General features: G+C 68.6%; 16 protein-coding genes. 15 read left to right on the forward strand and 1 reads right to left on the reverse strand.

From position 1 onward, the window contains the following. Positions 1 to 48: 48 nt before the first annotated feature. From ACVWWH_RS19525 to ACVWWH_RS19595, 15 genes are all read left to right on the forward strand, one after another. Positions 49 to 894, forward strand: coding sequence for an SDR family oxidoreductase (locus ACVWWH_RS19525; RefSeq protein WP_457317709.1), 846 nt, complete (start codon positions 49 to 51; stop codon positions 892 to 894). A 50-nt stretch (positions 895 to 944) separates the two neighbouring features. Beyond that, positions 945 to 1,277 (forward strand): carboxymuconolactone decarboxylase family protein, encoded by a 333-nt coding sequence (locus ACVWWH_RS19530; protein ID WP_457317710.1) that lies wholly within the window; start codon positions 945 to 947, stop codon positions 1,275 to 1,277. Positions 1,278 to 1,285: 8 nt separating this feature from the next. Next, on the forward strand, positions 1,286 to 1,696 hold the full coding sequence (locus ACVWWH_RS19535) for a (R)-mandelonitrile lyase (protein ID WP_457317711.1): 411 nt from the start codon (positions 1,286 to 1,288) through the stop codon (positions 1,694 to 1,696). A 68-nt stretch (positions 1,697 to 1,764) separates the two neighbouring features. Then, on the forward strand, positions 1,765 to 2,373 hold the full coding sequence (locus tag ACVWWH_RS19540; RefSeq protein WP_457317712.1) for an MFS transporter: 609 nt from the start codon (positions 1,765 to 1,767) through the stop codon (positions 2,371 to 2,373). Further along, positions 2,340 to 3,014 (forward strand): hypothetical protein, encoded by a 675-nt coding sequence (locus tag ACVWWH_RS19545; protein ID WP_457317713.1) that lies wholly within the window; start codon positions 2,340 to 2,342, stop codon positions 3,012 to 3,014. Before ACVWWH_RS19540 ends, ACVWWH_RS19545 begins: the two co-directional genes overlap by 34 nt. A 39-nt stretch (positions 3,015 to 3,053) precedes the next feature. Then, positions 3,054 to 4,037 carry a quinone oxidoreductase family protein gene (locus ACVWWH_RS19550; RefSeq protein ID WP_457317714.1) on the forward strand — a complete coding sequence of 328 codons (984 nt, stop codon included), beginning with the start codon at positions 3,054 to 3,056 and terminating at the stop codon, positions 4,035 to 4,037. Between the two features lie 1,207 nt (positions 4,038 to 5,244). Further along, positions 5,245 to 5,625, forward strand: coding sequence for a hypothetical protein (locus ACVWWH_RS19555; protein ID WP_457317715.1), 381 nt, complete (start codon positions 5,245 to 5,247; stop codon positions 5,623 to 5,625). A 187-nt stretch (positions 5,626 to 5,812) separates the two neighbouring features. After that, the gene (locus ACVWWH_RS19560) at positions 5,813 to 6,280 is read left to right on the forward strand and encodes a hypothetical protein (protein WP_457317716.1); all 468 of its coding nucleotides are present in this window, start codon (positions 5,813 to 5,815) and stop codon (positions 6,278 to 6,280) included. 139 nt (positions 6,281 to 6,419) lie between these two features. Next, the gene (locus ACVWWH_RS19565) at positions 6,420 to 6,953 is read left to right on the forward strand and encodes an SRPBCC family protein (RefSeq protein ID WP_457317717.1); all 534 of its coding nucleotides are present in this window, start codon (positions 6,420 to 6,422) and stop codon (positions 6,951 to 6,953) included. Between the two features lie 473 nt (positions 6,954 to 7,426). After that, positions 7,427 to 7,633, forward strand: coding sequence for a ribbon-helix-helix protein, CopG family (locus ACVWWH_RS19570; RefSeq protein ID WP_457317718.1), 207 nt, complete (start codon positions 7,427 to 7,429; stop codon positions 7,631 to 7,633). Further along, positions 7,630 to 8,004 (forward strand): type II toxin-antitoxin system death-on-curing family toxin, encoded by a 375-nt coding sequence (locus tag ACVWWH_RS19575; RefSeq protein ID WP_457317719.1) that lies wholly within the window; start codon positions 7,630 to 7,632, stop codon positions 8,002 to 8,004. The genes ACVWWH_RS19570 and ACVWWH_RS19575 overlap by 4 nt, the downstream gene beginning before the upstream one ends. A 428-nt stretch (positions 8,005 to 8,432) precedes the next feature. Beyond that, positions 8,433 to 8,825 (forward strand): nuclear transport factor 2 family protein, encoded by a 393-nt coding sequence (locus ACVWWH_RS19580; protein ID WP_457317720.1) that lies wholly within the window; start codon positions 8,433 to 8,435, stop codon positions 8,823 to 8,825. A 718-nt stretch (positions 8,826 to 9,543) separates the two neighbouring features. Beyond that, positions 9,544 to 10,149 carry a DUF1326 domain-containing protein gene (locus tag ACVWWH_RS19585; RefSeq protein WP_457317721.1) on the forward strand — a complete coding sequence of 202 codons (606 nt, stop codon included), beginning with the start codon at positions 9,544 to 9,546 and terminating at the stop codon, positions 10,147 to 10,149. 1 nt (position 10,150) lies between these two features. Continuing rightward, positions 10,151 to 10,780, forward strand: coding sequence for a copper chaperone (locus tag ACVWWH_RS19590; RefSeq protein WP_457317722.1), 630 nt, complete (start codon positions 10,151 to 10,153; stop codon positions 10,778 to 10,780). A gap of 703 nt (positions 10,781 to 11,483) precedes the next feature. Continuing rightward, complete coding sequence (locus ACVWWH_RS19595; RefSeq protein WP_457317723.1) at positions 11,484 to 11,822, forward strand: Hpt domain-containing protein; 339 nt, start codon at positions 11,484 to 11,486, stop codon at positions 11,820 to 11,822. Between the two features lie 27 nt (positions 11,823 to 11,849). On the opposite strand, the gene ACVWWH_RS19600 is transcribed toward ACVWWH_RS19595, so the two are convergent. After that, positions 11,850 to 12,209: a response regulator transcription factor gene (locus ACVWWH_RS19600; RefSeq protein WP_457317724.1), complete on the reverse strand. Its 360-nt coding sequence runs from the start codon at positions 12,207 to 12,209 to the stop codon at positions 11,850 to 11,852. Between the last annotated feature and the right edge of the window lie 310 nt (positions 12,210 to 12,519).

Raw genomic sequence — 12,519 nt, forward strand, 5'->3', positions numbered from 1 at the left:
CGGGGCGCACATTTTCAGTGGTTCAAAAGCAGAGGACACACCAAATCCATGGTTGAGAAGAAGACCTGGTTCATCACCGGCGCCGGCCGCGGCATGGGCGTCAGCATCGCCAAAGCAGCCCTCGCAGCCGGCCATGCCGTCGTCGCCACCGCACGCAACGCGGACACGCTGGCCAAAGCGCTCGGGGAGCACGATGACCTGCTCGTCGTGAAACTCGACCTCACCCAGCCCGCTCAGGCCGAAGCAGCGGTGCACGCCGCGACCGGCCGGTTCGGGAGCATCGATGTGCTCGTCAACAACGCCGGAAACTTCTACGCCGGCTACTTCGAGGAAGTCAGCCCTGAACAGGTCCGCGCCCAGCTCGAGACGAACCTCTTCGGACCGATGAACGTCACCCGTGCGGTCCTACCGGTCATGCGTCGCCAGCGCTCCGGGCACGTCATCACGATCACCTCCGTGGCCGGCGTCGTCGGAGTGGACTTCTGTTCCGCCTACGCGACCTCGAAGTTCGCCCTCGAAGGCTGGATGGAAACCCTGTCCACCGACGTCGAGCCCTACGGGATCCGCACCACCATCGTCGAACCCGGGTTCTTCCGCACCGAACTGCTCGTCGAGGGTGCTTCCGCGATCTGGCCCGAGCTGTCCATCCCCGACTACGCCGAACGGACCCGGCAAACCATCCAGGACTGGAAGGCCATGAATGGCACCCAGCCCGGGGATCCCGCGAAATTCGCCGCGGCCCTCCTCACCATCGCCGCCGAAGAGAACCCGCCGGCCCGGTGGGCCGCCGGCGCTGACGCCGTCAGCGCCCTGGAGCAGAAAGCCCAGACCCTGCTTGACCAGGCTGCCGCACACCGCGACCTGTTGTCCTCGCTCGCCCACGAGGCCCAGTAACCCGAAAGCCGACCGACCGGTACAGGTTCCAAACCGAAAGAAGGACCATCATGGCTGACCAACCCAAGCAGCTCGGAGGCGGCCGGAAGGTGTTCGGCGAGTTCGCACCGAAACTCGCCGAGCTCACCGATGACGTGCTCTTCGAGGACGTCTGGAACCGACCCGAACTTTCCGCACGGGACCGCAGCCTCATCACGGTGGCCGTGCTCACTGCCGGCGGGAACACCGACCAGCTCGGGTTCCACCTCGGCCGCGCCGTTGAGAACGGCGTAACCAGGGAGGAGCTCATCGAAGCCATCACCCACGTCACGCTCTACGCCGGCTGGCCCAAGGGCATGGGTGCGATGGCCGTCGCCAAGCAGCTCTTCACCGACAACAAGTAAGGATCATCATGAATATCGAACCCTCCGTGCCCACCTCGAAGAACCCGGCCTCGCAGTTCGCCGGCGACGTGTGGCTCGACCCGATCGCGCTGCCCCACGAACCTGGCCAGACGATGGTCGTCGCGACCGTCCGGTTCGCTCCCGGCGCCCGCACCGCCTGGCACTCCCACGAGCTCGGCCAGTACCTCCGCGTCACTCAGGGTGTCGCACGCTTCGGAGGCCGCGACGGCAAGATCATCGAAGTCCAGCCCGGCCAGACCTTGTACACCCCGCCCGGCGAGGAGCACTGGCACGCCGCCGCCCCCGGTTGCTTCATGGAACACATCGCCATGCTCCAGAACGGTGAAGACCCCGCGAAAACCACCATTTGGGGCGAGCATATTACCGACGACGAATACAACGGCACTGCTCAGGCGTAGCCCCTCCCCTTCGCCTCGCCGACGAGCCCGGAACACCCATGCTCCGGGCTCGTCACACCAGGAAGCACATGACCACCACACACTCGACGGACCCGGCCCCGGCGCGCGGCTTCGTCGCGGCGGCGATCTCATTCCTCGCGGTCTTCGCCGCCGGCGCAACACCCATCCCGCTCTATGACACCTACCGAACAGAAAACCGTCTGACCAACGACGAGTTCTCACTGGTCACCGTCGCCTACTTCGCCTGCGCAGTCTTCGCCCTGCTCGTCCTCGGCCGGCTCTCAAACCACCACGGACGCCGCCCGTTCGCCATCGCCGCGCTCCTGCTCGCCGTCGCCGGCTGCATCACGCTGCTCTTCGTCCACAGCTTCCTCCCGCTGCTTATCGGCCGCTCCCTCCAAGGGCTCGCCGCCGGCCTTGCCTCCAGCGCCATCGACGCCTACGTCGTTGATACGGCACCGCGGCGCCCCAACTGGCTTGTCCCTGCCGTCACCACCGCTGCCGCCACCGTCGGGCTCGCCCTCGGCGTCTTCGTCTCCGGCGTGCTCGTCCAGTTCGCACCGGCCCCCCGGGAGCTGCCATTCTGGGTGTTCGCTGTCATCCTGCTCGGCTCGCGATCGCGTTTGCGACCCGCCCCGAATCCGTGGCCCACACCGGAGGCGCCTGGTCCTCACTGATTCCCCGGCTCGCCTTCCCAAAGGCGTCCCGCCGGTACCTGCCGGTCGCCTCCGGCGTCTTCGTCGCGACTTGGGCGTTCGGTGGGTACTTCACCTCGTTCGGGCCTTCTATTGCTGCCGAGAACCTCGGCTCCCACAGCCCGCTCGCCGCGGCCGCGGTGTTCGCCTCCTACATGGGGCCAAGTTTCTTTGGCGGGTTCATTGCCGGACGCTTCACCCGGACGGCCGCGCAACGGATCGGGATGACATTCGTCGCTGCGGCCGGTGTCGGCCTCACATACCCCAGCACCGCCGGGATCCTTGGCGTGTTCATCGTGGCGGGGCTTGTCGGCGGCATCGGGATGGGCATCGCCACCTCTGGCAGCATGAATACTCTCCTGCCCGAGGCGCTCCCGCGGGAACGCGCAGGCCTTCTCGCAGTCATCTACGCCATCTCCTACACCGGCTCCGCCGTCCCCGGTCTCATCGCCGGGCAGGCAAGCCGAGCCGTCAGCCTCCCGACAATCACGCTCGGCTACGCCATCCTCGCCGTCCTCGTCTGGCTCAGCACACTCGTTGCCGCCCGTGACCCGCTGGCGCTGGCGGCATCTTCGAACGGCAAAAAGCCCGGGGAGCTATACCGGTCGTGCCATCAGTCATAGTCCTGATGACCAATCACCAACCCACGTAAGGAACACCACATGACGAAAACCATGACCGCCCTGTTCGGCGGCGCCGGCCCGGATTGGGAGGCCAGAGCAGTAGCTGTACCGGAGCCCGGACCAGGCCAGGTGCTGGTACGCAGCCGCGCAGTCTCGCTCAACAATGCCGACATGCAGATGCTGGAGGCAGCCGACTCCGCTTCCGGCAGCGGCGAAGCCTATCTCGCGGGTTTCGAGTTCGCCGGAGAAATAGCCGCCATCGGCGAGGGCGCCGACGGTGTCAGCATCGGTCAACGGGTCATGGGCATAACCGAGGGCGCCTTCGCACAGTACGTCCTGGCAGACCATCGCCAGACCATGCCAATCCCCGAAGGCGTCGCCTACGAGGAAGCCTCAGCCCTCCCCACAGGGCTGCTCACCGAGCACGGCGCGCTGGCCGTCGGTGGTTTTGTCCCCGGTCAGACCGTACTCGTCACCGGGGCGACGTCGAGCATCGGACTCATCGGCGTCCAGATCGCCAAAAGCCTGGGAGCAAAGACCGTCATCGCAACCACAAGGACCGGGTCCAAGAAGGAACTGCTCAGCAACGCCCGCGCCGACGTCGTCATCGCCACCTCCAGTGACGACCTCACCGCGGTGGTGCTGGAAGCGACCGGCGACCAGGGCGCCGACATTGTCCTGGACCACGTCGGCGGAGAAACCCTCGCCGCCTGCCTCCCAGCCACCCGGGTGGACGGCCAGATCGTCAACATCGGACGCCTGGACCAAGCGGAATCGACCATCAACCTTGACGCTCTCTCCTATCGCCACCTCCGGCTCACAGGCGTCTCCTTTGGGTTCGCCCGCGCAGACGAACTCGCCCGCGTGATCGCCGCGTTGACACCTCGGGTCCTGCCCGCAGTCGCACAGGGCAGCGTCCGCCCCATCATCGCCAGCATCCTCCCCTTCGATCAGGCCAACGGGGCCGCCGACCGTATGCGCGACGGGAGCGCCCACGGCAAAATCATCCTCACCGTCCCCTAGCAACGCCGGCGACGAGTGGTCCACAGCAAGCTGAGGCCCTACTGGCCCTCGATGCCATCCGTCTCCGCAAGGAGGTCTCGAGGCTGGCCGGGGGAGGTCGGGGCCCAGTTGCGCTTCGCACGCCTACACAGGGCACTCGAGAGCTGGGGCGCGGAATGAGCCCGTGCCCCATCGCTGTGTCTCTTCGCTGAACATGCAGCCATCATGCCGCAGCAACCCCAAGTTGCTCCGCACCGTTTGGCAAGGTGGACCGCCTTAGTCGCGCCGTTAGCCGATGGAACCGCGCCCGTAAGCCGGCCGACCAACGCGCCATGCCGTGCGCTCCATGTCCCCCGGCGGCTTGGGGCGGCCGAGGCCACGTTTACCCCGCGCGATGAGATGCACGGTGAACGCACGACGAGAGCAACATCCCAGTCACCGGCACAGCACCCCGGACTGGTCCCGAATCAAGCCGTCACCCTGGCCCTCGTTCGGGTTGACATTGCCAAGAAGGGCGCATCCTCCCCGGGGGCGGATGCGCATGGGAGATCGGCTGCCGCACAGGCACAGCCGGCCGCGCTGTCCGCCGTGGCAAGGAGCCGACGCAGAGCCTCTGAGGAGCGCCCCCGCCGCCTGGATGCGGGCTGCTACGCCGCCATCAGGCTCAGCTGGAGCTTCCCTCCCCTCCGGTCGACGCCTGCCAGGACCAGCCGCATCCTGGCCTGGTACACGTGTAGACCCGCTCCAGGTCGCCCCCAGGTTCGACACGCTGCGTGTCTGCTTCGATCCAGTTGCTGTGGATGTGGTGAACCTCGTAGGGGTCCATCTGCCGCCTTCCGGTTGTGCAGTCGCACCTCATAGGCGAGCCCCCACTCGTTCCCCGATTCTGGCCCAGCTGCAGCTCCCCATCGAATCGCTCACAGGATTGTGAAGCGCTCCGCCGCTGCCGCGGCAACCAACCCCTGCCCGGCGCTCCCGACGAACGAGGGGCCAGCCGGTTCCGGGCGGGTGCGCACATCCGCAGGGATCCCCATGCTGTTGTCAACGGCTCTTCAGCCCCCCGCCCAGGCGTGGGGTTCCTCACGCTTCTGCACGGGCGTACCGTTGTGGGGCGTGGCCTGACGCAAGGTGCTCCTCGGAAGTTCCCGCTGCATCGAGCCACTGCAGCCGAGAAGCGGGCTGCGACCCATCAGCCGGCGCCGGTCCGGCCCTCTGGAGGTTCAGCACCATGTCTTCCGAGCAAAACGAAAGTCCCGACCCCCGCGCTCCTGACCGCCGTCTCCATCCAGAGAACCGGGCTCAGCAGGCCCGCGACGACCACCCAGGCAAGCATCGAGCGGAGCGTCGCCCGATCCCGGTCGAGACAGACCCGGACAGGCAGCGGGACGCCCTCGCCTCGGCGTTCGCCACGTCAGGGCTCTCTATGGGCGAGCTGTGGACCCGCTACCTCGGAGTCGGCGGCAACGCGTACGAGCACCGACTCGAGTCCTTCCTCGAAGGACTCACCAGCCTTCCCAGCTTTGAACGAGACCTGATCGCACAGGCACTCAACGAGAACCTGGACGACTTGGGGCTGCCGCGCTCAGTCCCTTACAGCTTCCCGATCTGAGGCGCGGATCCGGCGGGCTGGCTGCTTCAGGCGGCGAGAAGCGTGGTGGAGGGTGCGTCCCGCAGAGCAGCCATGGTGACCGCTCCCGGCGCCGGCGGGTGAGAAGGCCCATGTCCCGTATACATCGCACTTCGCCGCTGACACACTGGGAGCCATCCTCGACAACCACTCACCATGGAGGTCGGACATGGACGAGGACGCCGGCGCCCGGAAGGAACTGTCGACCCGGATTGAGGAGCGGCGCGGAACAATCCGGGACTTCCTCCGCCGCACCCGTCCGCGGAGGAGCCGACTGACCAACATCAGCATCCTCGGCAGCTCCCTGGCCGCAGCCTTCACCGTCGGCCCCGCGGCCGGCGGAAGCAGGTTCACCGACGCGGTCAAGAACCTGCTCGCGCTTCCCGACGACTCCATTGTCTGGCGCGTCCTCTGCCTCGCCGCGGTCCTGCTCTCCCTCGCAGCCGCAGTAGCGACCAACCTGGCCAACTCCTCAAACGTCGCCTCCCAAGTCAGCGCCGCCGAGGCATGCCTGGGAGAGCTGGAGGGACTGCAGCTGTCCCTCCAGCTCGGGAACGTGCCCCTCGAAGACGTGATCCAGGCCTACCGGCAGGCAATCGCCAAAGTCTCCTTCCTCACCGACGTGCCCGTGCCGTAGCCTCCCACGGGACAGGGCCGCCCACCGGAGACCGTGCCCGCCTCTGGCCAAGACCTCCGCCGCTGGCGCAGCCACCCCACTGCCTGCGCGGGCTGTCCGCGGGCATACTGGGCGTGGGAGGGGCCGGAAGGGAAGGACAGTGGCGGCGACGGACTACTCGTTCCTGACAGTGTGGCGCGTCGCCGGGACGCGGGAGGAGGTCATCCGGGTTCTGGCGCGTGTCGAGGACCTTCCCCGGTGGTGGCCCTCGGTCTACCTCCAGGTCTTCCCGCTTGAAACCGGCGCGGCCGACGGATTGGGGCGCCGTGCGGCCCTCTTCACCAAGGGCTGGCTCCCGTACACGCTCCGCTGGGACCTCGAGGTGACCGCACCGATCACCCCAGAGGGCTTCGCCATCGCGGCAACCGGCGACCTCAACGGCACGGGCCGGTGGACCCTCGTCCAGGACGGCCCCGAAACAGTGATCCGCTACGACTGGGACGTCAGCGTCGGAAAGCCCCTCCTGCGCCGGCTGAGCTGGCTGTTCAAGCCCGTCTTCGCAGCGAACCACCGCTGGGCCATGGCCCGCGGACAGGAGAGCCTGGTCCTCGAACTCAGACGGCGCAGAGCGGCCGACGAGCGCGCCAGAGACGCTGTCCCGCCCCCACCGGGGCCGGCGTTCCGCCGACGATAGCCACTACGGCAGGTTCCACACCGGTGGGCGGGCCAGCCCGCCTGTGCTGTCCCGTTGAGGAGGCCGAAGAATGATGGACCATGGGCGGCTCCGGCCAGATGAGGCGTGCCGGACAGGATGAGGAGTCCCGACCAGCTCTCGGCGAGCACCCGGGCCGGCATGACCGTAGCCGCTTCCAATGGCCGCCGGGCAGGACGGCAGGGGGCCACGCGAGCAATGGCGAAGACTGAACGGGCGCCACAGGCTCAGGATTCAAGTGCTCGAGCCAGCCGACACGGACGGGCCCTCGGTGTCGGCCGCGCCGCCGGGCCCTCCTCCGGCCATCGGCCGAGCGGAGCGCCGGACGTGTGGCCCACAGCAGTCCGACGGACACCTGTCGCCGCCAGCAGGCCTCCATCGGCCTCCCCCTCGGCAGGTCCACTGGCGAACACATGCCCATGCCCAGCTTGGTACCGCGTTGGTATCATGAGGGGATGGCCATGACACTCAGGCTCCCTGAAGACCTCGACCGTGAGCTGGACCGCCTCGCCGCCGAAAGCCACACCTCCAAGAGCGCGCTCGTCGTCGAAGGCGCACGCCAGCTCGTCGAGCGCAGCCGCCGCGCGGCCGTGATCGAGCGCGGGTTCCAGTTCGCCCTCTCCCACGACGCCGAGGCGCTCCAGCGGCTCGCCGACGCGTGAGCGCCTTCCTCGAACTCGACGAGGCCCTCGCCCTCGTGGCACGGCTGGGATTCCATGTGCGCGACGCCGGGCTCCTCGGCTCGGCGCTCGCCCGCCCGGCCACCACCGTGATGGGCCAGCCCGCCTACCCCGCACTCCCCCTCCAGGCCGCCGCCCTGCTGGAATCCACCGTCCGCAACCACCCGCTGGTCGACGGGAACAAGCGCACCGCCTGGGTGCTCGTCGTGGTCTTCCTCGCCCTGAACGGAGCAGAGCACGACATGGGCGCCGACCAGGTGTTCGACCTCGTGGTGGGCGTCGCCGACGGCACTGTCGAGCTCGAGAAGTCCGCGGAGGTCCTCGCATCCCACCTCCGCCCGGCAGCCCACTGACACACCGCCGGTCCTGACGCCGGGACCCGGACACTGGGATTACGGGCAGCCTCCGCGCCGTCCCCGACGCCTCGACGTCCACAAAGGCAGACCGGCGCGGGTCAGGCACCAACGTCAGGATTCTTCAAGCGCCCATCGCTGCACCGCTCGTCGCGGCGGCCCTGCCAGCGCCCGCCCGGCTGACCCGCGCGGCGACGATGGCCGCGGTTCTGGCCTGACGTCGATGGGCGGCCCGCGCGTACCGGTCTCGGCCAGGCAACGGCAGTCGAGCCGCGATCCGACACGGGGCGAGGCCTGCGGCCCGGGGCACCGCTTCGCACGTCCTTTCCGGGTCGGACCTCAGCCTTCTGACCTGAGACGGTCATCCCGGGCCGGGAATAGCCTTGAGCCGTCCATCGACCGACAAGGATGACGGTGAGGTATCCGACATGGGCGCTACAGAGAACGCGGAAGTGGTCCGGCGTGGGTACGAGGCCTTCAATGCAGGGGATCTGGCGGCCCTCAGCGAGCTGTTCGCCGAGGACGCGGTCTGGTACGCCGCCGGCAGGGGCGTACTGTCCGGGGCCAAGCAGGGACGCGATGCGATCCTGGCCTACTTCGGCGAGTTGGGCGCGCGTTCCCACGGTTCGTTCCAGGCAGCTGTCCAGGACATCGTCGGCGGCGAAAGCCACACGGTCGGGATCCAGCAGAGCCACGCCGAGAACAACGGGAAGACCCTGGACGTGGCCACGGCCATCGTGTTCGTCCTCCGGGACGGAAAGGTCGTCGAAGGCCGTGAGTTCTTCGAGGACACGGCCACCGCGGACGACTTCTGGAGCTGACCCTCAGCGGAGCAGAAACACAACACGTCCGGACCATCCAAGGAGCAGACATGGGAACCACCCCATACGGAGTCGTGCACTTCTTCCCCGGAGGCACGAAGGAGCAGTACGAGGCCTCGATCGCCGCCGTCCACCCAGGCGAAGGCCTCCTTCCCGAAGGCCAGATCTTCCACGCCGCAGGACCTTCGGCCGGAGGATGGACAATCATGGCCGTCCACCAGTCAAAGGAGAGCTGGGGGCATCGAAGGCGGATTCACCTCGCCCCCCCGAGGAGACAGTCATCGACCTGTACAAGATCATGCCCTGACACTCCGGCAGGCCGCCTGAGGCCTGTCAGACAGATCCCTGCTCGTGGCCAGTTACCGATCGCCCAGGGCGTGTCTCCGCATCGACCTGGCCAGAGGCGCAGAGGGCGGTTCCTGTGCGCGCGCCATCCTGTTCAGGTGCCAGGGCCCCTGCAGGCCCCGAATGGCCCGAACCGTGCGACGGCCACGACCAGCTGGCTACTGCCGGGAAGCCGTCGATGCACTCCACCATTCCCACCGGTGGTGGCCCACGTCCGTCACCGTTTCGGGAGTCGTCACCCAGTCGACGGAATCCGGCAGACATCCGGGATTCCTAGGGGTCTGCCGCCTCTTGACGGCGGTGCTTGCCGGGAGGACAGTGCCGACCGTAAGGGGTTCGGTGCGGGGAGGTCCTTCGTCGAAAGGAGCTCGCCATGGCATGGCGGCTCGAAGGCACGTACTTCGAAAACTGCAACTGTGACATGGTCTGCCCGTGTTCGACCTCGGGCCTCACGGCCCCGGCCGACAACGACCGGTGCGATGTGCTGCTGGCGTTCCACATCGACACAGGAGAAGTCGACGGGGTCGATGTTGGCGGCCTGACCGTCGTCGTCGTGGCGGACACGCCTGCCCTGATGGGCGAGGGCCGCTGGCGAATGGGAGTGCTGATGGATGCCGCGGCATCGCCGCAGCAGGCTGACGCGCTCGGGGCCGTCTTCGGAGGCCAGCGCGGCGGACCGATGGAGGGCCTCGGCCCGCTGGTGGGCGAGATACTGGGCATGGAGTCCCGCGAGATCGCCTACGCCGACGACGGCCGCGAGCACCGGGTGACAGTCGGAGGCGCCGTCGACATCGCGGTGGAGGACTTCGTCTCCCCGCTCGACCCCACCGGCGCCGGCGTGAAGGTCAGCGGCGTCGGCTTCCCCGCCGACACCCTGGCTGCCGGGCACGCCACCGCGTCCACCGTGGACGTGTTCGGGCTCAGGTGGGACAACACCGGGAAGAACTCCTCCTCGGCACCCTTCGCCTGGTCGGCCTGACATGGCGGGGCAGGCACATCTGGCCGCCCGCAACCGCTCGGCACTTCTCGTGCTGCTCGGCTGGGCGGCCATCGCCTGGTACTTCCTCGGGACCGGGGACATGTCCCCCGGTCCCGGGACGATGGGCTTGGACCTCGCAGGCTTCCTGCTCGTGTGGTCCCTCATGATGGCCGCCATGATGTTCCCGGCCCTGGCCCCGCTTGCTACCGCCTACCTCCGATCCCTGCGGGCCGTGCCCGACCCGCCTCTGCGGGCGGCGCGGACGGCCGCGCTCGTGGCCGGCTACCTGGTGTCCTGGGCTGTTTTCGGGGCAATCGCCTTCGTGCTCGCGCTGCTCGCCGCCCAGCTCGCGATGGGGGCCCCCGCGGCCGCAGCCTACTGCATCGGATGCTGCTGGGGCCTGATGCTTGTGCTGACCGCGGTCGGACTGACGAACCTTGCATGGATGGCGGCAATCGCCGCGACCGTGCTGCTGGAGAAGACATGGAGCCACGGCCGGGGACTGAGCAGGACCGTCGGAGTCGCACTCATCGTCTTCGCCTGCTTCGTCCCCGCCAACCCGGCCCTGCTGCCCGGCCTGCACGCACCCGCCCAGATGCAGGCCGCGGCCTCCGTCGTCCACAGGGCCTGACCTCCCGCTCCACCGCGTGTGCCCACTGAGGCAGCACAAACCCACACAAGCTGAAGTAGGATGGCCGGCCGCCATGACGAGCCCGTTCGGCAGAGAACCGGAGGGCCCAGTCCCGGCCAACGCCGCCCGGGCTCTTGCGCTTCAGCCGAGAAGAGCGGCCCCGCTGTGACGGGCTGCCCTATTCAGCGGCCTTGATGAGCTGCGATCGACATGTCGGCGCAGCCCGCAATAATGGTCAGCATGTCCGCCGGATCTGATGACCTGCCCGACTCTGACCGGGACGAGGCTCTGGCACAGGCGCGCGGGCCCGGCGCAGGACCCGGCGCCCAAACGGGCCCGGCAGATCGGCCTAGGGCCAGAGCCCTGCCCGCAACGCCCGTCATTCTCCTCAAAGCGGGCGATCCGCCCGGAGAGAGCACGCCCTGTCACGGCTCGCCCTAGTCGACAGCGACGCTGCACTCCCCGCGGTGTTCCGGTCTGGAACCGGCCAAATCCTCAAGGCCCCTTGGGCGCCAGCCGCTCAGGCCTCCTCTGGCACTGGAACAGCACTCTCAGTTTCAGCGCAGTTTCTCCGCGTCTGCCCGGTGGGGGCGAGGGCGCGGCCGTAGGCTGGGGGCATTTGGAAGCCGAGGTCTGGAGGCCTGTATTGGATGGTCAGCTGTGCCCCGGAGGTGCGCCCCCGGGCCTGTGGGTCCCTGCCCTGGTGGACGGTGCTGTCCAGGCGGAGCTGGAGGCGGACCTCCCGGGCGCCGGACGCAGGTTCGCTGCCGAATTCGTGCGGCTGTGGGCGCACCGGTACGCCAGGATCGCCGCAGCGGTCGCGGCCGGCTCGAGAGAGGATGCCCTGGATGCGGTGCTGAGCCTGAAGGTCTCCTCGATGATGGTCGGGGCCCACCCGTTGGCCTCCCGGGCCGCGGCCCTGGAAGGCTTCCTGCGCTCCCGGGACGGGGACGCCGGGCCGCTGTGTGCCCAGATCGCCGAGTGCGGGACCCTCACGGTGGCCTCCCTGAGGACTGCATGGGTGGACGGCTGCTCCCACTGATCCTGTTGCAGGACTGCGGCCGGGCGGTCAGGGCAGCAGCAGGGCTTGTACCCGCTGGCGGAGCTCGGCGACGGTGAAGGGCTTGGCCATGGCATCCGTGACCCCGGCAGGCAGATCCCGGACGAGGTCCTCTCGGCCAGTGAGCAGCAGGATCGGCACTGCGCTGATGGCCCGGATCCCGGCAGCGACCTGGGCGCCGTCCATGTGCGGCAGCCCGTAGTCCAGGACGACCAGGTCCGTCCCATGCTCCCTGACAGCCTCGATACCCTCCGGGCCGGCAGCGAGAGCGTCCACCTGGAGCCCGGCGGCGGCGAGGACGGCCTGGACCAGTCCGCGCACGTCGTCGTCGTCCTCGATGACCACTGCCCTTGGCCTTCCCTCAGCCATCGCGCTGCTCCTCTCGCTCCGTCCCTGCGCCGCCTTCCGGTGCAGTCTCCTCCCTGGGCCCGGTGCGGACAGGGGAAGAGGATGGCGAACCGGTACCGAGGCCACCGAGAAAGCCGGCGGCACCTCGGCTGACCGCGCCCCCGCTTCCACCGCGGGAGCCGGTGGAAGCAGACATGCAGGCCCGGGCCCAGTCCCTCCCCGCCTGTCCTGCCACAGCAGTCCCCCCTTCCCCCGGCCGTCGCCCCCGATGGACAGCATCTCCGGCACAGACTACAGCGGCGCCATCGGACGGCGGGCGCCGCGCGCGGTT

Source organism: Sinomonas sp. RB5, from assembly GCF_054063535.1.

What these genes read in the sequence shown, in the direction of transcription:
- ACVWWH_RS19525 (WP_457317709.1), top strand. Translation starts at nt 49, where the DNA reads ATGGTTGAGAAGAAGACCTGGTTCATCACCGGCGCCGGCCGCGGCATG.
- ACVWWH_RS19530 (WP_457317710.1), top strand. Translation starts at nt 945, where the DNA reads ATGGCTGACCAACCCAAGCAGCTCGGAGGCGGCCGGAAGGTGTTCGGC.
- ACVWWH_RS19535 (WP_457317711.1), top strand. Translation starts at nt 1,286, where the DNA reads ATGAATATCGAACCCTCCGTGCCCACCTCGAAGAACCCGGCCTCGCAG.
- ACVWWH_RS19540 (WP_457317712.1), top strand. Translation starts at nt 1,765, where the DNA reads ATGACCACCACACACTCGACGGACCCGGCCCCGGCGCGCGGCTTCGTC.
- ACVWWH_RS19550 (WP_457317714.1), top strand. Translation starts at nt 3,054, where the DNA reads ATGACGAAAACCATGACCGCCCTGTTCGGCGGCGCCGGCCCGGATTGG.
- ACVWWH_RS19555 (WP_457317715.1), top strand. Translation starts at nt 5,245, where the DNA reads ATGTCTTCCGAGCAAAACGAAAGTCCCGACCCCCGCGCTCCTGACCGC.
- ACVWWH_RS19560 (WP_457317716.1), top strand. Translation starts at nt 5,813, where the DNA reads ATGGACGAGGACGCCGGCGCCCGGAAGGAACTGTCGACCCGGATTGAG.
- ACVWWH_RS19570 (WP_457317718.1), top strand. Translation starts at nt 7,427, where the DNA reads ATGGCCATGACACTCAGGCTCCCTGAAGACCTCGACCGTGAGCTGGAC.
- ACVWWH_RS19580 (WP_457317720.1), top strand. Translation starts at nt 8,433, where the DNA reads ATGGGCGCTACAGAGAACGCGGAAGTGGTCCGGCGTGGGTACGAGGCC.
- ACVWWH_RS19585 (WP_457317721.1), top strand. Translation starts at nt 9,544, where the DNA reads ATGGCATGGCGGCTCGAAGGCACGTACTTCGAAAACTGCAACTGTGAC.
- ACVWWH_RS19590 (WP_457317722.1), top strand. Translation starts at nt 10,151, where the DNA reads ATGGCGGGGCAGGCACATCTGGCCGCCCGCAACCGCTCGGCACTTCTC.
- ACVWWH_RS19600 (WP_457317724.1), bottom strand. Translation starts at nt 12,209, where the DNA reads ATGGCTGAGGGAAGGCCAAGGGCAGTGGTCATCGAGGACGACGACGAC.